Source organism: Brachybacterium muris, assembly GCF_016907455.1.
GTDB classification, from domain to species: domain Bacteria; phylum Actinomycetota; class Actinomycetes; order Actinomycetales; family Dermabacteraceae; genus Brachybacterium; species Brachybacterium muris.
This window is the reverse complement of record NZ_JAFBCB010000001.1, coordinates 1,969,954-1,992,245: the sequence shown is the minus strand read 5'-3', so window position 1 is coordinate 1,992,245 and position 22,292 is coordinate 1,969,954. Positions and strand designations below refer to the sequence as shown.

17 protein-coding genes are annotated in these 22,292 nt (G+C 69.6%); 14 read left to right on the top strand and 3 right to left on the bottom strand.

The window, feature by feature from the left end; genetic code table 11:
- Positions 1 to 34: 34 nt before the first annotated feature.
- The 5 genes from ilvD (at position 35) to JOD52_RS09190 (ending at position 5,701) form a co-directional block, all read left to right on the top strand.
- A complete protein-coding gene (gene ilvD / locus JOD52_RS09210) occupies positions 35 to 1,867 on the top strand; it encodes a dihydroxy-acid dehydratase (protein WP_204409611.1) in 1,833 nt (610 codons plus the stop codon).
- 116 nt (positions 1,868 to 1,983) lie between these two features.
- Positions 1,984 to 2,601 carry a VanZ family protein gene (locus JOD52_RS09205; RefSeq protein ID WP_204409609.1) on the top strand — a complete coding sequence of 206 codons (618 nt, stop codon included), beginning with the start codon at positions 1,984 to 1,986 and terminating at the stop codon, positions 2,599 to 2,601.
- A gap of 159 nt (positions 2,602 to 2,760) precedes the next feature.
- A complete protein-coding gene (istA, locus tag JOD52_RS09200) occupies positions 2,761 to 4,323 on the top strand; it encodes an IS21 family transposase (RefSeq protein ID WP_204408388.1) in 1,563 nt (520 codons plus the stop codon).
- On the top strand, positions 4,320 to 5,066 hold the full coding sequence (locus JOD52_RS09195) for an ATP-binding protein (protein ID WP_338124028.1): 747 nt from the start codon (positions 4,320 to 4,322) through the stop codon (positions 5,064 to 5,066). The genes istA and JOD52_RS09195 overlap by 4 nt, the downstream gene beginning before the upstream one ends.
- Positions 5,067 to 5,182: 116 nt before the next feature.
- Positions 5,183 to 5,701, top strand: a complete 519-nt coding sequence (locus JOD52_RS09190) for an RDD family protein (RefSeq protein WP_204409608.1) — start codon at positions 5,183 to 5,185, stop codon at positions 5,699 to 5,701.
- A gap of 58 nt (positions 5,702 to 5,759) precedes the next feature.
- On the opposite strand, the gene cobA is transcribed toward JOD52_RS09190, so the two are convergent.
- From cobA to nirB, 3 genes are read right to left on the bottom strand one after another with little or no spacing between them, the layout of a single operon-like run.
- Positions 5,760 to 7,337: a uroporphyrinogen-III C-methyltransferase gene (cobA, locus tag JOD52_RS09185; protein ID WP_204409606.1), complete on the bottom strand. Its 1,578-nt coding sequence runs from the start codon at positions 7,335 to 7,337 to the stop codon at positions 5,760 to 5,762.
- On the bottom strand, positions 7,334 to 7,762 hold the full coding sequence (locus JOD52_RS09180; protein ID WP_204409604.1) for a nitrite reductase (NAD(P)H) small subunit: 429 nt from the start codon (positions 7,760 to 7,762) through the stop codon (positions 7,334 to 7,336). The genes cobA and JOD52_RS09180 overlap by 4 nt, the downstream gene beginning before the upstream one ends.
- Before the next feature lie 13 nt (positions 7,763 to 7,775).
- Complete coding sequence (gene nirB, locus JOD52_RS09175) at positions 7,776 to 10,463, bottom strand: nitrite reductase large subunit NirB (RefSeq protein ID WP_204409603.1); 2,688 nt, start codon at positions 10,461 to 10,463, stop codon at positions 7,776 to 7,778.
- 378 nt (positions 10,464 to 10,841) lie between these two features.
- On the opposite strand from nirB, the gene JOD52_RS09170 reads away from it, so the two are divergent.
- The 9 genes from JOD52_RS09170 (at position 10,842) to JOD52_RS09130 (ending at position 22,203) form a co-directional block, all read left to right on the top strand.
- Positions 10,842 to 12,599: an acetolactate synthase large subunit gene (locus JOD52_RS09170; RefSeq protein ID WP_204409601.1), complete on the top strand. Its 1,758-nt coding sequence runs from the start codon at positions 10,842 to 10,844 to the stop codon at positions 12,597 to 12,599.
- Positions 12,600 to 12,601: 2 nt separating this feature from the next.
- The gene (ilvN, locus tag JOD52_RS09165) at positions 12,602 to 13,138 is read left to right on the top strand and encodes an acetolactate synthase small subunit (protein WP_017824167.1); all 537 of its coding nucleotides are present in this window, start codon (positions 12,602 to 12,604) and stop codon (positions 13,136 to 13,138) included.
- A gap of 140 nt (positions 13,139 to 13,278) precedes the next feature.
- On the top strand, positions 13,279 to 14,310 hold the full coding sequence (gene ilvC / locus JOD52_RS09160; protein ID WP_338124073.1) for a ketol-acid reductoisomerase: 1,032 nt from the start codon (positions 13,279 to 13,281) through the stop codon (positions 14,308 to 14,310).
- A 198-nt stretch (positions 14,311 to 14,508) separates the two neighbouring features.
- Positions 14,509 to 15,768, top strand: a complete 1,260-nt coding sequence (locus JOD52_RS09155; RefSeq protein WP_204409600.1) for a hypothetical protein — start codon at positions 14,509 to 14,511, stop codon at positions 15,766 to 15,768.
- 302 nt (positions 15,769 to 16,070) lie between these two features.
- Positions 16,071 to 17,678 (top strand): phosphoglycerate dehydrogenase, encoded by a 1,608-nt coding sequence (gene serA / locus JOD52_RS09150; protein ID WP_204409599.1) that lies wholly within the window; start codon positions 16,071 to 16,073, stop codon positions 17,676 to 17,678.
- 13 nt (positions 17,679 to 17,691) lie between these two features.
- Positions 17,692 to 18,777 (top strand): 3-isopropylmalate dehydrogenase, encoded by a 1,086-nt coding sequence (locus JOD52_RS09145; protein WP_204409598.1) that lies wholly within the window; start codon positions 17,692 to 17,694, stop codon positions 18,775 to 18,777.
- A gap of 40 nt (positions 18,778 to 18,817) precedes the next feature.
- A complete protein-coding gene (locus JOD52_RS09140) occupies positions 18,818 to 19,909 on the top strand; it encodes a branched-chain amino acid aminotransferase (protein ID WP_204409597.1) in 1,092 nt (363 codons plus the stop codon).
- Between the two features lie 7 nt (positions 19,910 to 19,916).
- Entirely contained in the window at positions 19,917 to 21,593 is a 1,677-nt protein-coding gene (cimA, locus tag JOD52_RS09135) for a citramalate synthase (protein ID WP_204409596.1), read from the top strand.
- Between the two features lie 61 nt (positions 21,594 to 21,654).
- On the top strand, positions 21,655 to 22,203 hold the full coding sequence (locus JOD52_RS09130) for a glycine cleavage system transcriptional repressor (protein ID WP_031307272.1): 549 nt from the start codon (positions 21,655 to 21,657) through the stop codon (positions 22,201 to 22,203).
- Positions 22,204 to 22,292: the final 89 nt, after the last annotated feature.

Here is a 22,292-nt window from a genome sequence, read left to right as displayed (position 1 = left end):
ATCTCGCATGGTGGCTGCGGCGTAGACTTCCGCCATGCCTCAGCTCCGCTCCCGCACCTCGACCCACGGCCGCAACATGGCGGGCGCGCGTGCCCTCTGGCGCGCCACCGGCATGGAGACCTCGGACTTCGGCAAGCCGATCATCGCGATCGCCAACTCCTACACCCAGTTCGTGCCCGGCCACGTGCACCTGAAGAACATGGGCGACCTGGTGGCCTCCGCCGTCAAGGAGGCCGGAGGTGTCGCCAAGGAGTTCAACACCATTGCGGTGGACGACGGCATCGCCATGGGCCACGGCGGCATGCTCTACTCGCTGCCCAGCCGCGACGTGATCGCCGACTCCATCGAGTACATGGTCAACGCCCACACCGCCGATGCGCTGGTGTGCATCTCCAACTGCGACAAGATCACCCCCGGCCACCTGATGGCCGCCATGCGCCTGAACATCCCGGTGGTATTCGTCTCCGGTGGGCCGATGGAGTCCGGCAACCCCGTCGAAGGCGTGGTCGAGCACCGCCTGGACCTGATCGACGCGATCGTGCAGAGCGCGGACGACACCGTCACCGACGCCCAGCTCGCCGACATCGAGGAGAACGCCTGCCCCACCTGCGGCTCCTGCTCCGGCATGTTCACCGCGAACTCCATGAACTGCCTGACCGAGGCACTGGGCCTGTCCCTGCCCGGCAACGGCACCACGCTGGCCACCCACGCCTTCCGCAAGGAGCTGTTCCTGCAGGCCGGCCGCACCGTGGTGGATCTCGCCAAGCGCTACTACGAGCAGGATGACGAGTCCGTGCTGCCGCGGAACATCGCCACCAAGGCCGCCTTCGCCAACGCCATGAGCCTGGACGTCGCCATGGGCGGCTCCACCAACACAGTGCTGCACATCCTGGCCACCGCCATCGAAGGCGAGGTCGACTTCACCCTCGAGGACATCGACCGCATCTCCCGCACCGTGCCGTGCCTGTCCAAGGTGGCGCCCAACGGCACCGCCCACGTGGAGGACGTGCACCGCGCCGGTGGCATCCCCGCGATCCTGGGCGAGCTGGACCGCGCCGGGCTGCTGGACCACACCGTCCACTCCGTCCACTCCCCAGACCTGCAGTCCTGGCTGAAGGACTGGGACATCCGCGGCGGTTCCCCCACCGAGAAGGCCAACGCCCTGTTCCATGCGGCCCCCGGTGGCGTGCGCACCACCCAGGCGTTCTCCTCCACCAACACCTACAAGGAGCTGGACACCGACGCCGAGGGCGGGGTGATCCGCGCCGTGCCCCACGCCCACACCAAGGACGGCGGCCTGTGCGTGCTCACCGGCAACCTCGCCTCCGAGGGCAGCGTGATCAAGACCGCCGGCATCACCGAGGACCTGTTCCACTTCGAGGGCACCGCGGTGGTGTGCGAGTCACAGGAGGAGGCGGTCCAGAAGATCCTGGACAAGACCGTCAAGGCCGGCCACGTCGTGGTGATCCGTTACGAGGGCCCGCAGGGCGGCCCCGGCATGCAGGAGATGCTCTACCCCACCTCCTTCCTCAAGGGCCGGGGCCTGGGCCGGGACTGCGCCCTGATCACCGATGGCCGCTTCTCCGGCGGCACCAGCGGTGTCTCCATCGGCCACGTCTCCCCGGAGGCCGCCGAGGGCGGCCTGATCGGTTTGGTGGAGGACGGCGACCGCATCGTCATCGACGTGGACAAGCGCTCCCTCAGCCTCGAGGTGGACGAGGCCGAGCTGAAGCGCCGCCGTGAGAAGAAGGGCCCGCTGCCGTGGCGGCCCGTGAGCCGCGAGCGGAAGGTCACCCAGGCGCTGAAGGTGTACGCCCACCTGGTGCGCTCGGCCACCTACGGCGCCACCCGCCGGCCGCTGGACTGAGCCGGTGAGGGTCCGACCGCAGTAGGACTGCTCGCGGAGGATCTGGTCCTCAGGACGACCCCGGATCGCGCTCCCGGCCGACGCGGCCGTGGGGCCCGGGGACAGAACCTGGGGGCATGAGCGACTACCCGATCCTCGCCGCCCTCGGCATCACGGTGGGCACCGGATGCTTCCTCGCGATCCTGGTGCCGCTGCTGATCGTGCAGTACTGGCGCTACGGCCGCCTTAGCGCTACCCGGCTGCTGGGCACCGCCGCCGTCAGCGTGTACCTGTGCTCCCTGATCGCCTTCACCCTGTTCCCCCTGCCCACGGTTGCGGAGGCCTGCGGGCTGCGCACCGGGCCGATCCTCCAGGCGATCCCCTTCGGCTTCGTGGCCGACATCGCCGAGGAGGCCGCGAAGACGTCCCTGCCCGGGGCGCTCACGGGTTTCGTGACGTTGCAGGTGGTGCTGAACGTGGTGCTGTTCGTGCCCTTCGGGATCCTGGCCCGTGGCATGACCCACCGCGGCGTCGCGTTCACCACGGCGGCCGGTTTCGGCCTCTCGCTGCTGGTCGAGGCCACCCAGTACTCCGGGGTGTGGGGCCTGTACCCTTGCGGGTTCCGGGTGGCGGACGTGGACGATCTGATGACCAACACTGCCGGGGCCCTGATCGGTGCGTTGCTGGCACCCCTGGGGGTGGGCTGGATCCGCCTTGCCGCGGCCCTGCGCACCGCAGCACCTCCGGCGGTGTGAATATTCGCCTCGCTGGGGTCCGCTGATCGAGGGTTCGGGTGCCACGTCGCTGCCGTAGCGGTGGCGTCGTTCGGGACCACCAGTGGTGTCGTTGGGGCCGCTCTGTCTACGCTCCTTCCGCCGTGTGTATAGGGCACGCGGCGGAAGGAGCAATCTGGAATGGTACGGAAGATCAGGGCGAAGCTGGTGCTCCAGCTGCGCGCAGAAGGTCTGTCGGGGCGAGCGATTTCGTCCTCGCAGGGCATGTCCCGCAAGTCCGTGAGGGCGGTGTTCGAGGCCGCTGACGCTGCAGGGATCGGGTGGGGCGATATCGCGGACGTCGCCGATGAGCAGGTGTATGCCCGGTTGTTCCCGGGCCGGGGCGAGCACGAGAGCGTGTTCGCACAGCCGGACTGGGAACAGGTCCATCGAGAGATGGCCAGGGTCGGCGTGACGCTGAAGCTGTTGCACGGCGAGTACTTCGACGCGACCACGGCGGCTGGGGATCCGGCGATGGGGTATGACCGGTTTTGCCGCACCTACCAGCACCACGTCATGGTCACCGGTGCCGCTTCGAGAGTCGGTCACAAGGCCGGCCAGAGCGTGGAGGTCGACTGGTCCGGCCCCACGATGGAGCTGGCCGATCCGGTCACCGGCGAGGTCTCGAAGGTGTTCTTGTTCGTTGCCTGCCTGCCTTTTTCTCGTTACGCGTTCTGCTTCCCGGCGCTGGATATGCGCCAGGAGTCCTGGCTGCGAGCGCACGTAGCGATGTTCGAGGCGCTGGGCGGGACGGTCCCGAGGATCGTTCCGGACAACCTCAAGACCGGTGTGGTGAAGCACCCCCGCGAGGGCGAGATCGTCCTGAACGATGCGTATCGCGAGATGGCAGCGCATTACTCGGCGGCGGTGCTCCCGGGGAGGGTGCGGAAACCGAAAGACAAGGCGAGCGTGGAGAACACCGTCGCGCACGTCGCGACCTGGGTCATCGCCGGGCTGCGGGATCAGCGATTCACGTCCCTGCCCGAACTTGCAGCCGCCATCGGGCAGCGGATGGAGGCCTATAACGCGGAGCCGTTCCAGAAGCGGCCCGGATCCCGCGCCAGCGTGTTCGACGCGGAGGAGCGGCCGCTGCTGACGCCGCTGCCGGCGGTGCCCTACGAGATCTCGACATGGCACTACGGACGACGAGTGGGCAGGAACGGGCACGTCACGTTCGCGCGGAACTTCTACTCCGCGCCGTTCGCGCACATCGGCGCGAAGGTCGATCTGCGCATCACGGCCCGGACGCTGGAGATCTATCAGGGCAGCCAGCGACTGACCAGTCACCTGCTGCTCCCGGAGACCGCGAGCAATGAGTACCGCACCAACGACGCGGACCTACCTGCGGGCGAGCGTTTCCAGGCCTGGGACGCGCAGAGGGTGCGGGCGTGGGCAGATCGGGTCGGGCCGGCCACGGTGATCGTGATCCAGCGGATCTTCGAGTCCGTGCCGATCGTGGAACAGGGCCTGGATCCCGCGTTGGCGGTGCTACGGCTCTCTCGCCGCTTCTCCGTAGATCGGGTCGAGGCGGCCTGCGCACTCGCGCTGACGGGACGGGTCCGTTCACCGCGCTATGCGCATCTGCACCCGATCTTGGCCACCGGGCAGGACAAGGTCGCCGCCCTGCGTCCACCCCGCGAGGAACCCGCGGAAGACGGCGGATACGTCCGTGGCGCCGACTACTACGCCGGAGGTGTCCGGTGAGCGTGATCGATAACGACACGAAGCGGAAGCTGCGCGAGATGGGCGCGACCGCGCTGCTGGACGCGATCGATGCCCAGGATGAGGCTCACGTGCTGGGGATGTCGTTCCAGGAACGGCTCCAGCTGATCGTGGACGAGGCGCATTCCATCTTCAATCATGGAAAGGTCGAGGGTCTGATCCGCCGGGCGGGGCTGCGTTATCCCGGAGCGGACCTGCGGCGGCTGGATCTGGTCGAGGAACGGGGACTGAACCGGAACGTGATCGCGCAACTGGCAACCTGCTCCTTCATCCAGCGGCAACAGAACGTGGTCTTCCAGGGCTTCACCGGCTCAGGGAAGTCCTACCTCGGCTGCGCGCTGGCGAAGCAGGCCTGCCAGCACCGGCTCCGAGCCCACTACATCCGAATGCCCGACCTCGAAGAGGCCTGGGCCCTGGCAAAGGACAAGCCGCAGGGCCAGACGAAGTTCCTGCGGAAGTACTCCACGTTCTCGCTGCTGGTGATCGACGAGTGGCTGCTGGACCATCCTGACGAGGGAATGCGTTCGATGCTGCTGGAACTGCTCGAGCGCCGCTATGACACCGGCTCGACCGTGTTCTGCACCCAGTACCCGAAGAAGGACTGGCACGCCCGGCTCGGTGGAGCAGTCCACGCCGATGCGATCATGGACCGCATCGTGCACAACACAATCTGGATCGACACCGGCGACAGGAACATGCGAGAACACACCGCACTGCCCCAGTGACCCGATGCCGGCGGGAGCCAGTGGTCCCCACCGCGGCGGCTACTGGCCCCCGTCGGCACGATCGGCGGTCCCCAAGAGCAAGATTCGGTGGCTCCCACGACTACGAATACTCAGCGGTGAATGCACCCCGGCGACTGCTGGGCATGGCGCTGGACTGGTTCGCGTTCACCACTGTCGCAGTGATCGCTACCGTGGTGCTGATGGCCGCCAAGGTGCTGATGCTGGGCCAGGACGCTACCCAGGCCACCGCGCCGACCTCCATCGAGCACGGCCTGGCGGCCCTGGTTGCGGCGGTGCTGGTGCTGGCTGTGCCCGCTCTGGTGGGCTCCGGGGCGTCGGTCGGCCAGCTCCTGGTGGGCATCGCCCCCGTCTGGGCCGACGGGCACTCATCCCTGCCGCGCAGGCTGCTGCGTGCGAGCGCCGTGGGCGGAGTCTATGCCGCGGGGCGGGTGCTGCCCGCGCTGCTGGACGGCTGGCCGCTGCTGCCCGGTCTCATCTCCGGGGTGTCCGGGCTGGTGGTGCTGGTGGCCGTGATCAGTGCACTGATCGGTGACCACCGCGGTCTCTCCGGCTGGGTCAGCGGAGCCCGCATGGTGGATCGCCGACGCCTGCTATCACCGGGATCGACGTTGTGAACAGTTCTGCTGTGCTCAACTGTTCACGACGTCGATCTCGGTGGGCGATCTTGACGGCTCAGTCGCCGACGGCCGCGCGGTACCGGTCCGCGATGATCTCCGCCACGAGCGGATGAGTGCCCAGCGGTTCGGCGACCACGTCGGCCCCCGCGCTCTCCAGCTTCTTCTGGAAGTGGCCCGGTGCCAGCATGTACGAGGCCACCACCACGCGCCCGGCCCCGCCCTCGCGGGCCTGGGTCACGGCTGTGGTCATATCCGGCTCGGAGGCCGCGACGTAGCCCAGTCCGATCTCGGCACCCAGGGTCTCGGCCAGCAGGTCCCGCATCTGCTCCACCATCGCCAGGCCGTCGGGGTCGCTGGTGCCGGCCGCGGCCATCACCACGGTGTCGCCCTCGGTGAGACCGGCCTCCAGCAGGCGCTCGGCCATCACAGTGGCCAGGCGCTCGTCGGGTCCCAGCGGGGGAGCGGCCACCGCCGTGCGACCGGCCACGGCCGAGCCGATGTCCTTGCGCACGTGGTACCCGGTCGAGAGCAGCACCGGCACCACCACCGCGGTCACGGGGGTGTCCGGTCGGGTGGCGACCGACGGCCCGGCGTGGGCGGCCACGGCGTCGTCGATCGCGGGGGCCTGGATGTCCACGAAGGACTCGCGCACGGGGGCGTCCACCAGCTGGGAGGCCATCACCAGCAGTTCCCGGATCACGTCGCGGCCACCTCGGAAGCGGGTGCCGTGGGCGCAGCCGATCAGCACGGGGGAGTCGGTGCGTGCGGCGAAGGGCTCCTCCGGCTCCTCCTGCGGGGCGGTGAGGTTGTCACGGCCGGCTCCGCGACCGGTTCCCTCGGGCTCCGGCGCGGCCAGGAAGCCCTCAGCAGCGGTGGCACCGACGACGATCACCGCAGGGTGCTGGATCTGCTGCTCGGCTACCACCTGCTCTATGGTCGCGAGGGTCCCGCGGGCCACCTTCTGCTCGGGCAGGGTGGCGCTCTGCACGATCGCCACCGGGGTGTGCCCGGAGACGCCGTTGAGCATCGCCTGGGAGACCAGGCGGGGCAGCCATTCCACGCCCATCATCAGCACCGTGGTGGTGCCGGCATCGCGCAGGGCCGCGAGGTCCGCAGGCCCCAGGTCACCGTGGGCGTTGACCACGTGCACGGCCACCGCCGTGCCGCGGTGGGTCACCGGCACGTCACCGGCAGCGGGCCCGGCGATCGAGGACGTCACCCCGGGCACCACCTGCACGTCGACACCGGCGGTACGGCACGCGATCACTTCCTCGCCACCACGCCCCAGCAGGAACGGGTCCCCGCCCTTCAGGCGCACCACGCGCTTGCCTGCCCGGGCCTGGTCCACGAGCACCTGCTCGATGTCGGCCTGGCGCATGGAGTGCTGCCCGGGGGCCTTGCCCACGGGGATGATCTCCACCTCGTCGCCCAGCAGCTCGGTCAGGCCCACCGGGCCGAGCCTGTCCACCACCACCACGTCGGCCTGGCGCAGCAGTGCCAGGCCCCGCACGGTGATCAGGTCCAGGGCGCCCGGACCACCGCCCACCAGGGCGACGGAACCGGGCTCCAGGACCGCTGCGGACAGCGCGTCGACGGTCAGCGGATCGGCCTCGAGCGGGTCGGTGGTCGTCATGCCTCGGGCAGGGCGCGGGGCGAGGAGGAGACGTAGACCTTCCCGTCCCGGATCTCGGCGTCGAACACCGAGATCGGCTTCTTCTCGCCACCACCGGAGTCCAGCACCTCGCCGGTGCTCAGGTTCCAGGCCTGCTTGTACATCGGGGAGGCGATCGTGGGAACGATCGTCCCGGCCTCCTCGCCCTCGCCCGGCACCAGGTGGGAGCCCACCAGGCCGCGAGAGAGGATGTTGGTGCCCGAGTACGGATCCAGCTGCTGGATCGCGTGCACGCTGCCGTCCTCCAGCAGGAACACGCCGATCTGGGTGCCGTCAGGCAGCAGTGCGGCGGCGCCGCGCTCCACGGTCAGGGCGTCCACGGAGCAGATCTCGATCATCTCGCCGGCGGTGCCGGCCGAGGTGTCCACGGTGGCGTCGGTGTTCATCGCTGCGCACTCCTCAATTCTTGTCGGTGGGGTCGTAGCCGGAGGGCTCGGCGGTGCCCGGGGTGGCCATGGCGTGCTCGCGGGCCGCCAGCAGCGATGGGTAGGTGTCGGTCTCGCCCTCCATCGCCGGGCGGGCCTGACCGCGCTCGATTACGTACTTCAGGCTCGGGTCCGAGGCGTCCGGCGCGTTGACGAAGGAGACGAACTTCGCGCGGCGCTCCGGGTCGTACACGGCCTCGGCCCACTCGTCCACGTAGGAGTCGGCGTGCTTCTGCATGGACTCCTCCAGCTGCTCGCCGATGCCGAGCGAGTCGTCCACGATGATGCGACGCAGCTCGTCGACCCCACCGGGGAACTCCTCCACCCAGCGTGCGGTGCGCTGCAGCTTGTCGGCCTCACGCACGTACAGCATCAGGAAGCGGTCGATGCACTTGACCAGGTTGGTGTCGTCCAGGTCCTCCACCAGCAGCTTGCCGTGGGCCGGCTGGGCTCCGCCGTTGCCGCCCACGTACAGGTTCCAGCCCTTGGTGGTGGCGATGACGCCCACGTCCTTGGCTTGGGCCTCCGCGCACTCGCGGGCGCAGCCGGAGACGGAGATCTTCAGCTTGTGCGGGGAGCGCAGGCCGCGGTAGCGCTTCTCGAGCGCCACGGCCATGGTGGTGGAGTCCTGCACACCGAAGCGGCACCAGTTGGTGCCCAGGCACGCCTTCACCATGCGCAGGGACTTGCCGTAGGCGTGACCGGACTGGAAACCGGCGTCGACCAGGCGCTTCCAGATCTCCGGCAGCTGCTCCAGGCGGGCGCCGAACATGCCGATGCGCTGGGCACCGTTGAGCTTCACGTACAGGCCGTAGTCCTGGGCGACCTGCGCGATCACCATCAGCCCCTCGGGGGTGACCTCACCGGCGGGCATCGCCGGGATCACCGAGTAGGTGCCGTCCTTCTGGATGTTGGCCATCACGAAGTCGTTGGTGTCCTGCAGGGAGCCCAGCTGGCGTCCCACCGGGTTGTGGCGCTTGCCGGTGATCGCGCCCAGCGTGGACAGGATCGAGGCCACCACGGGGCGACAGGCAGCGCAGCCGCGGCCGGTACCGAAGGCGGCGACCACCTCGCTGAAGGTCTGCTGGCCGCCCTCCTCCACCAGCTTGAACAGCTCCGCGCGGGAGTGGGCGAAGTGCTCGCACAGGCCCTTGGAGACGGTGATGCCGGACTTCTCCAGCTCCTTGTTCAGGATCTTGGTCAGCAGCGGAACGCAGGAGCCGCACACGGTGCCGGCCTTGGTGCACTCCTTGATCTGGCCGATGGTGTGGCAGCCCTGCTCGTTGACCGCGGTGCGGATGGTGCCCGCCGCAACGTTGTTGCAGGAGCACACCACGGCATCATCGGGCAGTTCGGTGTCGGGCATCGCGCCCGCACCGGCCGGTGCGATCAGCGCTGAGGGATCGGCGCCCAGTTCGCGGCCCACCAGCGGGCGCAGCGAGGAGTAAAGCTCGATGTCGCCGATGAACACGCCGCCCAGCAGGGTCTTGGCGTCATCGCTCATCACCAGCTTGCGGTACTGGCGGTGGAAGGGGTCGATGAATGTGACGTCCAGTGCTCCGGGGGTGATCCCGTTGACGTCGCCGAAGGCCGCGGCCTCCACGCCGACGCCCTTGAGCTTGGTGCCCTCAACCCCGCGCTCATGGGTGCGCTTGCCCCCGAGGAAGCGGTCCACCACCACATCGGCCATGTCGTTGCCGGGGGCCACCAGGCCCGCGCACACGCCGTTGAAGGAGGCGCACTCGCCCACGGCCCAGATGGCATCGTCGGAGGTCTGGCAGGAGTCACCCACCACCACGCCGCCGCGCTCACCGATCGCCAGGCCCGCCTCGCGGGCCACCTTGTCGCGGGGGCGGATGCCGGTCGAGAACACCACGATGTCGGCGGGCAGCTCGGAGTCGTCGGTGAGGTGGGCAGTGCCCATGGCGCCATCGGCGGCGGGGGAGAAGCGGGCCGCTCCCACGCCGGTGCGCACGCCGATGCCGAGATCCTCGATCAGCAGGCGCAGCATCTCGCCGCCGCCCTGATCCAGCTGGACGGCCATCAGGCGGTCCGCGAACTCGACGACGGTGGTGTCCACCTCCATGTTCTTCAGGGCGGCAGCTGCCTCCAGGCCGAGCACGCCACCTCCGACGACCACGCCGCGCAGTGGACGGCCCACCTTCTGCGAGCGCAGGGTGACCCACTCGGCCATCTTCTCGACGTCATCGATGGTGCGGTAGGAGAAGGTGCCCGGGAGGTCGTTGCCCTCGGCGCGGGGCGACCATGCCCAGGAGCCGGTGGCCAGCACCAGGCGGTCGTAGGCGTGCACGGTGCCGCTGGCGGTGGTGACCGTCTGCGCATCGCGGTCCAGGGCGGTCACGGCGTCGCCGGTGACCAGGGTGATGCGGGGATCGTCCCAGACCGTGGGGTCCAGGGTGAGCAGGTCCGCGTTGCGGCTGGAGAACCAGTTCGACAGGTGCACGCGGTCGTACGGCTGCTGGGGCTCCTCACCGATCATGGTGAGGGTCCAGGTCCCCTCGGGGTCCTGGGCGCGCAGGCGGGAGACGAAGCGGTGGCCGGTCATGCCGCCGCCCACGACGACGATGTGCTCGCCCTCCAGCGGTGGGGTCGTGTCGTTGTCCTCGACGGTGGTCAGGGGGGAGTGTCCGGGAGCGGTCATCAGTGGTTCACGCGACTCTCTGCGAGGGGACTGCTTGCGACCAGAATAGGGGAGCCGGGAGCATCGGGCGGGACTTTCCGACCGTCGCGCGGCGGGCCGGGGTCTGGTAAGTACCTGGTGGGGATGAACCTGGTGGGGCCGGGACGTACGACATAAGGGTCCGTATCGTGGACACCCTGTCCGGGTGGTGGCACCACGGGGGCTATGGTGACCGCATGCACATGATTCTTCTCGTAATCACCGAGCGCGGCTGACGCCCGTTCGTCCCCACGAGACGTCCCGCGCCCCTCAGAGCCTCAGGCTGAGGGGCTTTTTCATTACCCGCACCACCTGTTCGGTCGCATGAAACCTGTCCACCATGTCGACGAAGGAGTACCGATGACACCTCAGCACCTCACCGGCGCCCAGGCGCTGGTCCAGTCCCTCGAGCATGCCGGGGCCGAGGTCGTCTTCGGCCTTCCCGGCGGCGCCATCCTGCCCACCTACGACCCGCTGATGGACGCGAAGAAGCTGCGCCACGTGCTGGTGCGTCACGAGCAGGGCGCCGGCCACGCTGCCAGCGGCTATGCCCACGCCACCGGCAAGGTGGGCGTGTGCCTGGCAACCTCCGGACCCGGTGCCACCAACCTCATCACCCCCATCGCCGATGCCCAGATGGACTCCATCCCGATGGTGGCGATCACCGGCCAGGTGGGCTCCTCCTTCATCGGTACGGACGCCTTCCAGGAGGCGGACATCGTGGGCATGACGATGCCGGTGACCAAGCACAACTTCCTGGTCAAGGACGCGGCCGAGATCCCCAAGGTGATCAAGCAGGCATTCCACATCGCCTCCACCGGCCGCCCCGGCGTGGTGCTGGTGGACGTCACCAAGGACGCCCAGCAGGCCACCGCCGAGTTCGTGTGGCCCGAGACCCTGGACCTGCCCGGCTACCGGCCGCAGCCCCGCCCCCACACCAAGCAGATCAGGGAGGCGGCCTCGTTGCTGATGCAGGCGCGTCGCCCCGTGTTCCTGCTGGGCGGCGGCGTGATCCGTGGCCGCGCCTCCCAGCGGGTCACCGAGCTGATCGACACCAGCGGCGCACCGTTCGTCACCACCCTCATGGGCCGCGGCGCCCTGCCGGACTCGCATCCCAGCCACCTGGGCATGCCCGGCATGCACGGCACCGTCGCGGCGGTCTCCGCGCTGCAGCGGGCGGATCTGATCGTGGCCATCGGTGCGCGCTTCGACGACCGCGTGACCGGTCGCCTGGACTCCTTCGCGCCGAACGCGACGATCGTCCATGCCGATATCGACCCTGCGGAGATCTCCAAGAACCGCACCGCCGACGTCCCGATCGTGGGCCAGGCCGCCGAGGTGGCCACCGCGCTGACAGCAGAGCTGCGTGAGCGCATCGCCGCCGACGACACCCGTGACTACGAGTCCTGGTGGAGCACCCTGTCGATGCTGCGTGACACCTACCCGCTGGGATGGACCGCCACCGCCGACGGTTACACCGCCCCGCAGAAGGTGATCTCCCGGATCGGCGAGATCTCCGGACCGGACTCGATCTACGTGGCGGGCGTGGGCCAGCACCAGATGTGGTCCAGCCAGTTCATTCGCTACGAGAAGCCCAACTCCTGGATCAACTCCGGGGGCCTGGGCACCATGGGCTACTCGGTGCCCGCCGCGATGGGCGCCAAGGTGGGCCGGCCGGACACCACCGTGTGGGCGATCGACGGCGACGGCTGCTTCCAGATGACCAATCAGGAGCTGGCCACCTGCGTCATCAACGACATCCCGATCAAGGTCGCGGTGATCAACAACAGCTCGCTGGGCATGGTGCGGCAGTGGCAGAACCTCTTCTACGACAAGCGGTACTCCCACACCGATCTCAACACCGGGCACGGCACCCGCCGCATCCCCGACTTCGTCAAGCTCGCCGACGCCTACGGCGCGGCCGGTCTGCGCTGCGAGAGGGATGAGGACATCGACGCCACCATCGAGCAGGCCATGGAGATCAACGACCGCCCGGTGGTGGTGGACTTCCAGGTCAGCGCCGACGCCATGGTCTGGCCCATGGTCCCCGCCGGCGTCTCCAACGACGAGATCCAGATCGCGCAGGGCATGAGCCCCGAGTGGGAGAGGGACATCTGAGAATGAACGCCACCGAATCCGTCATGCCCGCCGACACCCAGACCCTCTCGGTCCTGGTGGAGAACAAGCCCGGTGTGCTGACCCGCGTCGCCGCCCTGTTCGCCCGTCGCGGCTACAACATCGCCTCGCTCGCGGTGGGCCCCACCGAGCACCCGGAGATCTCCCGCATCACCGTGGTGGTGGACGTCGCCCAGCACCCTCTGGAGCAGATCACCAAGCAGCTCAACAAGCTGGTCAACGTGCTGAAGATCGTGCAGCTGGAGCCCCGGCAGACAGTGCAGCGCGAACTGGTGCTGGTCAAGGTCTCCGCCGACAACACCACCCGCACCTCGGTGCTGGAGATCGTGCAGATGTTCCGCGCGAAGGTGGTGGACGCCGCCGCCGACGCGGTGACCATCGAGGCCACCGGCACCCAGGACAAGCTCACCGCGCTGCTGAGCATGCTGGAGCCCTTCGGGATCCGCGAGATCGTGAAGTCCGGCGAAGTGGCCATCGGACGCGGCGGCCGCGCTCTCACCGACAAGAACCTGCTGGGCTGAGCCCGCCTCCCCACCTATCGCGTTCCATCATCTGATATTCCCTCTCAACCTGTAAGACGGCGGGCTGTAGGATGATCCTGCATCTGCCCCGATCAGCGACCCGATCCGGGCCCGCACCATCGACCCAAGGAGCACACACCGTGGCCGACATGTTCTACGACGACGACGCCGATCTCTCGATCATCCAGGGCAGGAAGGTCGCGGTCATCGGTTTCGGCTCCCAGGGCCACGCCCATGCGCTGAGCCTGCGCGACAGCGGGGTCGAGGTTCGCATCGGCCTCAAGGAGGGCTCGAGCTCGCGCGCGAAGGCCGAGGAGCAGGGCCTGGCCGTCGGCACCCCTGCCGAGGTCTCCGACTGGGCCGACGTGGTGATGATCCTGGCGCCGGACCAGTACCAGCGCACCATCTACGACGAGCAGATCAAGGACAAGCTGCGCGAGGGCGATGCCCTGTTCTTCGCCCACGGCTTCAACATCCGCTACGGCTACATCCAGCCCCCGGCGGGTGTGGACGTGGCGATGGTGGCCCCCAAGGGCCCCGGCCACATCGTGCGCCGCGAGTACGTGGCCGGTCGCGGCGTGCCCGTGATTGTGGCGGTCGAGGAGGATGCCAGCGGCAGCGCATGGGACCTCGCACTCTCCTACGCCAAGGCCATCGGCGGACTGCGTGCGGGCGGTATCCGCACCACCTTCACCGAGGAGACCGAGACCGACCTGTTCGGCGAGCAGGCCGTGCTGTGCGGCGGCATGAGCCACCTGGTCCAGGCCGGGTTCGAGATCCTCACCGAGGCTGGCTACCAGCCCGAGATCGCCTACTTCGAGGTGCTCCACGAGCTCAAGCTGATCGTGGACCTGATGATCGAGGGCGGCATCGCCAAGCAGCGCTGGTCCATCTCCGACACCGCCGAGTTCGGCGACTACGTCTCCGGCCCCCGCGTGGTGGACGACCGCGTCAAGGAGTCCATGAAGGCGGTGCTGACCGACATCCAGGACGGCACCTTCGCCAAGCGCTTCATCGAGGACCAGGACGCCGGCGGCACCGAGTTCAAGAAGCTCCGCGAGGACGAGGCCAAGCACCCCATCGAGGTGGTCGGCAAGGACCTGCGCAAGATGTTCTCCTGGAACAAGGACTCCCAGGATGACGGCTACACCGAGGGCAGCGCCGCGCGCTGACCCACCCGATCCCCACGCGACGGCGGGAGCACCCTCGAGGTGCTCCCGCCGCGGTCTTTCGTGCATCATGATGTTCTGAACACACACACGACAGCTCGGCCGACGTGCCGAGCAGGGGGATCCAGGGATGAGCAAGGACGCGACCACCCGCACGACCACCGACGCACGGCGCTGACCGGGCTGGGGACCCTGGGCGTGATGACGACGGCGGGGGCATGCTCCCTGCTTCCGGGCGGGGACGAGGAGCCGGCCGGAGGGACGGACCCGGCGCCGGGTGCCGGAAGCGACGGGGGAGGCGCCTCCTCGGAGCCCGCCCCGGAGCCTGGCACCACCTTCGACGACTGGGCGGCGGCGGAGGATCTGCGGCTCGTGGAGATCGACACCGCCGCGGCGGACGAGCGCACGAGGATCGAGCCAGGGCCGCTCGAGCGAGAGGACCGCTTCGGGACCTGGGCCTCTCCCGGCTTCCCGGATGACTCGCCCCTGCTCACCGCCGAGCCGCTCGAGTTCGACGCCGAGGCCGCGGCGGCACTCGGTGGGGATTCCGAGGCGCGCAGCGCCCTGCGTGACGTGCTGCTCCAGACGGTCGTCGAGGTCGCCGACACCCCTCTGCTGCTCGAGGCCGACAACTCCCGCAGCGGTGAGATCGGGCCCGTCCTCGTGAAGGCGTTCGGGCTCGAGGGCTTCAACCCCTCGGCCTTCGACCCGCTGTTCGAGCAAGTCCCCATCAGCGGGGCGCCGACGCCCGAGGTGGGCGTGCCGGAGATGTTCGACCTCGAACCGGCGCCCTATCCCGAGGATGGTCCTCGGATGAGCGTGCTGGACACCTCCAGCCTCCTCGCACGGGTGCCGGAGGGCACCACGTTCCCCGGCGCGGGCGCCGCTCTGGTCGCGTTCGTGCGCGGCGTGGTGCCGATCGTGCGCGAGGGAGAGGACGGGTTCCTGCGGCGCGAGGTCGCCTTCTATCTCGGCGTCGAGGACGGCCGGATGAACGCGCTGATGACCTACGTCGTCGCCACGGTGCCCACGCTCGCGATCTCCGACGCGGAGGAGCTGCCACTGGTCGAGCCGACCGAGGTGCCCGAGGACTGGCAGGAGATCTCCTTCGGCCGCCTCACCGCCGCGATCCCTCCGACGTCGGGTGAGCTCGAGGAGGTAGAGCTCGGCATCTCCAGCGTCGACGAGAATGGCACTCGCAAGGGCGGGATCACCCTGTTCCGCCTGCCGGTCCCGAGCCCCTACCTGCTCGACGCCGTGCTCTACGCCGCGCGGGCGGAGATCGGCGGTGCGGACCTGGTCACCGCCGCGGTCAGCCGGGGTGGCGAGGACGGGATGGTCGTCGCCGTACGCGTGCACGTGGGGGAGGAGGAGTATCGCGTGCAGGTCAACGGGGTCTCCGCCGAGGAGGCGCCCGTCCTCGCCCACCAGGTGCTGGCGGGGATTCGCGTGGAGGGGTGAGCGGAGCGACTCCTCGGCGCGCTGCAGTTCGCCTCGACCCGGTGAGCAGAATGCCTCGCAGTGATGAGAGGTCTGCTGCTTCGGCGATCGAAGCGGAAGCGGGGGAGCCCTGTCCCGTCGCCGACAGCTCCGCAGCCAGCGATTGATCAGGCTGTCGGCGCAGCACGAGTGGACTCACCGGCCGCTGATCTCGCATTCTGACCCGCGTTCCCGCATGGCGGACACCGGACTACGCTGTCCCCTGAAACCCGTCGCACCCGAGGGCGTGAGCGACGACCCCCATCCGTACCGGAGGAGATTCCGTGACGCGTCCTGTCGTGCTCATCGCTGAGGAGCTGTCGCCCGCCACCGTCGAGGTCCTGGGCCCCGACGTCGAGGTCCGCAGCGTGGACGGCACCGACCGTCCCGCGCTGCTCGCCGCGGTGGCGGAGGCCGATGCCCTGCTGGTCCGCTCCGCCACCCTGGTCGACGCGGAGGTGTACGCCGCGGCCCCGAAGCTGCGCGTCGTCGCCCGCGCCGGCGTGGGCCTGGACAACGTCGACGTCCCCGCCGCGACCGCCGCCGGGGTGATGGTGATCAACGCCCCCACCTCCAACATCGTCTCGGCCGCCGAGCTCGCGGTGACGCTGATCCTGGCCTCCCTGCGCAACCTTGGCCGCGCCGACGCCTCGATGAAGCAGGGCAAGTGGGAGCGCAAGGCCCTCACGGGCACCGAGCTGCTGGGCAAGACCGTGGGTGTGGTGGGCTTCGGCCGCATCGGTCAGCTGGTCGCCGAGCGCCTGGCCCCCTTCGGCGTGCACCTGCTGGCCTACGACCCGTACGTCAACCACACCCGCGCCGCCGAGCTGGGCGCGCGGGTGGTCGAGCTCGACGAGCTGATGCGCGAATCCGACGTGGTCACCGTGCACATGCCCAAGACCCCGGAGACCACGGGTCTGATCGGCGCCGAGCAGCTGGCGATGGCCAAGCCCACCCTGCACGTGGTCAACGCCGCCCGCGGTGGTCTCATCGACGAGCACGCCCTGGTGGAGGCTCTCACCAGTGGGCGGATCGCCGGCGCCGCGCTGGACGTGTACTCCTCGGAGCCGCCCTCGGCCTCCCCGAGCGCCGCGAAGCTGCTGGAGCTCGACAACGTCACCCTGACCCCGCACCTGGGTGCCTCCACCGCCGAGGCGCAGGAGAAGGCCGGCATCGCCGTGGCCCAGTCCGTGCGCTTGGCCCTGGCCGGGGAGCTGGTCCCCGACGCCGTCAACGTGGCCGGGGGAGCCATCGACGACCTGGTGCGCCCGGGGGTGGCCCTCGCCGACCGCCTGGGCCAGCTGTTCACCGTGATGGCGGGGGAGGCTCCCGAGCTGCTGGACATCGTGATCCGCGGCGAGATCGCCTCCCGCGACGTCACCGCGCTGAAGCTGTCGGTGCTGCGCGGTGTGTTCCGCAGCGTCGTCACCGAGCAGGTCAGCTATGTCAACGCCCCCGTCCTCGCCGAGGAGCGCGGGATCACCGTGAACCTCGAGACCCACGAGGGCACCGAGCGCTTCCGCAACGTGATCCAGGTGCGCGGCACCCTCCGTGACGGCGAGGTGGTCTCCGTCTCCGGCACCCTCAGCGGAGTGGACCAGATCCACAAGCTGATCGAGGTGGCCGGGCACCCCCTGGACGTGACACTCAGCGACCACCTGATGATGATCCGCTACGAGGACCGCCCCGGCCAGATCGGCCAGTACGGTGCCCTGCTGGGCGAGGCCGGCGTCAACATCGCCGGCATGCAGGTGTCCCGCGCCGGGGACGGACCCGGCGCCGAGGCCCTGGTGATCCTCAACCTCGACCAGTCCGCCCCGCGCGAGCTCGCCGAGCGGATCGGCGAGGCCATCGGTGCCCGCGCCATCCACACCGTCGACATCGCGTACTGAACCGGAGACAGCCATGACGAGCAACCCCAGCACTCCCAGCGCCCCCGACCCCCGGCGCACCCGCATCCGCCTCGCCGTCATCGAGGGCGACGGCATCGGCAAAGAGGTGGTCCCCCAGGGTCTGCGGGCCCTGCGCGCCGCTCTCGAACCCGCCGGCGTGTCGGTGGAGACCACCGACTTCGACCTCGGCGCCGGCCGCTGGCACCGCACCGGCGAGACCCTCACCGAGGACGACATGCAGCGCCTGGCCGAGCACGACGCGATCCTGCTGGGTGCCGTCGGCGACCCCGAGGTCCCCTCCGGGGTCCTCGAGCGAGGGCTGCTGCTGAAGCTCCGCTTCGGCTTCGACCACTTCGTGAACCTGCGCCCCACCCGCCTGGTGCCCGGCGTTGCCTCACCGTTGGCCGATCCCGGCGAGGTGGACTTCCTGGTGGTCCGCGAGGGCACCGAGGGCCCGTACGTCGGCAACGGCGGATCCATGCGCACCGGCACCGAGCTGGAGGTCGCCACCGAGGTCTCGCTGAACACCGCCGTCGGTGTCGATCGCGTGGTGCGCTACGCCTTCGAGCAGGCCCAGCGCCGCCGCCGGCGCCTCACCCTGGTCCACAAGCACAACGTGCTGGTCCACGCCGGGAAGCTGTGGAGCCGCGTGGTGGACCAGGTGGGCCGCGAGTTCCCCGAGGTCACCGTGGACTACGCCCACATCGATGCCGCCACCATCTACCTGGTCAACGACCCGGGCCGCTTCGACGTGATCGTCACCGACAACCTGTTCGGCGACATCCTCACCGACCTCGCCGCCGCGATCGGCGGCGGCATCGGACTGGCCGCCAGCGGGAACATCAACCCCACCGGCGAGTTCCCCTCCATGTTCGAGCCGGTGCACGGCTCCGCCCCCGACATCGCCGGGCAGGGAATCGCTGACCCCACCGCGACCGTGTCCTCCGTGGCACTGCTGCTGGACCACCTGGGCCACGAGCAGGCCGCCGCGACCGTGCGGGCCGCCGTCGAGGCCGACCTCGCCGCTCGGGGCGAGCTGGGTACCCGCAGCACCACCGAGATCGGCGACGCCCTGGTCGCCGCGATCAGCGGACACTGACCGAACTATCCTGCCCCTACCCCGTCCCGAGGAGACATCGATGAGCGCGCTCACCTTCACCCCCGCCGCCACCGCGCGGCGCATCACCGACGACGAGCGCGCCCGCATCCTCGCCGCCCCCGGCTTCGGCCAGCACTTCACCGACTTCATGGCTCACGCCCGCTGGACCGTGTCGGAGGGCTGGACCGGCGCCGAGCTGGTGCCCTTCGGGCCGCTGCAGCTCTCACCCGCTGCGGCGGTGCTGCACTACGGGCAGGAGATCTTCGAGGGCATGAAGGCGTTCCGCCACGCCGACGGCTCCGTGTGGACCTTCCGGCCCGAGCAGAACGCGCGCCGCATGATGCGCTCCGCCCGCCGGCTCGCACTGCCCGAGCTTCCCGAGCGGGACTTCCTGGAGTCCGTGCGCGCCCTCGTTGCCGCCGATGAGCCCTGGGTGCCGCAGCCGGAGGGGGAGACCTCCCTGTACCTGAGGCCGTTCATGTTCGCCTCCGAGGAGTTCCTGGGGGTGCGGGCCTCCCACACGGTGGACTACTACGTGATCGCCTCCCCGGCCGGCACCTACTTCCCGCGCGGCGTGCAGCCGCTGGTGGTGTGGGTGACCGACACCTACGCCCGCGCCGGCGCCGGTGGCACGGGCGCCGCCAAGTGCGGCGGCAACTACGCCTCCTCTCTGCTGGCCAAGAACGAGGCCGTCTCCCACGGGGCCGATGAGGTGATGTTCCTGGACTCCGAGACCCACACCGCGATCGACGAGCTCTCCGGCATGAACGTCTTCGCGATCACGCGGGACGACCGCATCCTCACCCCGCGCCTGTCCGGATCGATCCTGGAGGGCGTGACCCGCGAGTCCGTGCTGCGCATCGCCCAGGACCGCGGGCTTCAGCCCGTGGAGACCACGCTGCTGATGAGCGAGGTCGCCCGCCAGATCAGCGCCGGGGAGATCACCGAGATGTTCGCCTGCGGCACCGCGGCGGTGATCACCCCGATCGGTGAGTTCCGCTCCCAGGACGGCACCTGGACCATCGGCGACGGCGGTTCCGGCCAGACCACCCTCGCCCTGCGCGAGGAGCTGACCGGCATCCAGTACGGCCGGGTCCCCGACCGCCACGGCTGGCTGACCCGACTGGTGTGAGGATGCCATGACGACCCCCGGTCCCCGCACCGCAGTCGATCCGATCGACGCGTTCCACCTCTACGACACCACCCTGCGTGACGGCTCCCAGCAGGAGGGTCTCACCCTGTCGGTGGCCGACAAGCTCGCGGTGGCCCGCCACCTCGACGAGCTCGGCGTCACCTACATCGAGGGCGGCTGGCCCGGTGCCGTGCCGCGCGACACCGAGTTCTTCGCCCGCGCCCGCACCGAACTGGACCTGCACTGCGCCAGGCTCGCGGCCTTCGGTGCCACCCGCAAGGCCGGCGTGCCCGTGCAGGACGACCCGCAGGTCACGGCCCTGGTGGGCTCCGGCGCCCCCACGGTGACGCTGGTGGCCAAGTCCGATCTGCGCCACGTCACCGGCGCGCTGCGCACCAACGGCGAGGAGAACCTGGCGATGGTGCGGGACACCGTCGCCCACCTGGTCCGGCTGGGGCGGGAGGTGTTCGTGGACGCCGAGCACTTCTTCGACGGCTTCGCCCATGATCCCGACTACACCACCTCCGTGGTGGTCGAGGCCTTCGCGGCGGGCGCGCGCGTGGTGGTGCTGTGCGACACCAACGGTGGCATGCTCCCGCACCAGGTGACCGAGGTGGTCGAGGAGCTGCGCGCCCGCCTGGAGGCCGCAGGGCACGCCGGGGCGCGGTTGGGCGCACACACCCACAACGACTCCGGCTGTGCCGTTGCCAACGCCCTCATGGCAGTGCGAGCGGGCATCACCCACGTGCAGGGCTGCGTCAACGGCTACGGGGAGCGCACCGGCAACGCGGACCTGCTCACCATGCTCGGAGACCTGCAGCTGAAGATGGGGTTGGACCTGGTGCCGGGGGAGACCCTCGCCGAGGCCACACGGATCGCGCACGCCATCGGCGAGATCGTCAACATGCCCGTCGGCGCCCGCGCGCCCTACGTCGGGGCGAGCGCCTTCGCCCACAAGGCGGGCCTGCACGCCAGCGCCATCCGGGTGGACCCGGACCTCTACCAGCACATGGATCCGCGCGCCATCGGCAACGACATGCGCATGATCATCTCGGACATGGCAGGCCGCGCCTCCATCGAGCTGAAGGGCCGTGAGCTGGGCTTCGACCTGACGGGGGAGCAGAACGTGCTCTCGCGCCTGGCGGGCACGGTGAAGCAGCGCGAGGCCGAGGGGTACTCCTACGAGGCTGCCGATGCCTCCTTCGAGCTGCTGCTGCTGGACGAGATCGGCCGTGTGCCGCGGTACTTCGAGGTGGAGTCCTGGCGCGCCACCTCCCAGCAGCTGCGTGACGGCACCCTGGAGACCGAGGCCACCGTGAAGCTGCGCGGAACCGTCAGCGGAACCGGCACAGGGCAGAACGGGGGCGCCTCCACGGGACGAGCTGTGGCGATCGCCGAGGGCAACGGTCCTGTCAACGCCCTGGACCTCGCCCTGCGGCAGGCACTGCGGGACCGCTTCCCACTGATCGACCAGCTGGAGCTGCAGGATTTCAAGGTGCGGATCCTCGATGCCCACCACGGCACCGACGCCACCACCCGCGTGCTGGTGCGCACCGCCGGGGCGGACCTCGAGTTCACCACCGTCGGCGTGGGTCCCAACATCATCGAGGCATCCTGGGAGGCCATCTCCGACGCGTACACCTACGGGTTGTACAAGGCGGGCGTGGCCGCACCCACCGGCTGATCCCACCGTCATCGTGATCGAGCACTCCCGAGTGACGTCGGTCTCGGATAGTCTGCGCAGCATGACTCAACTCGTGCTGACCGCGATCGGGGACGACCGCGAAGGACTGGTCTCCGCACTGGCCGAGCAGGTGGACCTGCACGGCGGCAACTGGCTGGAGAGCGGCCTCTCCCACCTGGCAGGCAAATTCGCCGGCGTCGTGCTGGTGGACGTCCCCGAGGACCGCGCCGAGGAGCTCACAGCGGCCCTCGCCTCCCTGCAGCAGAGCGTCGGGCTGCGGGTCGATGTCACCGAGGCCCGCACAGCAGAACGCGATGCCATGCTCGCCGACGGCCCGGCGGAGGGGTCCGTGCCGTTGCACGTGCACCTGATCGGCCAGGACCGCTCCGGCATGGTGCGCGAGGTGACCACGGCATTGGCAGCGCTGCACGCCAGCATCGAGGAGCTGCGCTCGTGGACCACCGACGCCCCGCAGGGCGGTGGGGTGCTGTTCGAGGCCGAGGCGCTGGTGCACCTTCCTGCCCAGGGCGACCCGACCGAGGTGCGCGAGGCCCTGGAGCGGATCGCCGGGGAACTGATGGTGGATCTCGAGGTCGACGACCTGCCCTGATGATCCAGGGGTGACAGGCGCTACACCTCGCTGCCAGTGCCAGCCCCTTCTCAGACACCGCGTAGGAAAGCCATTACGATCGCCGTCAT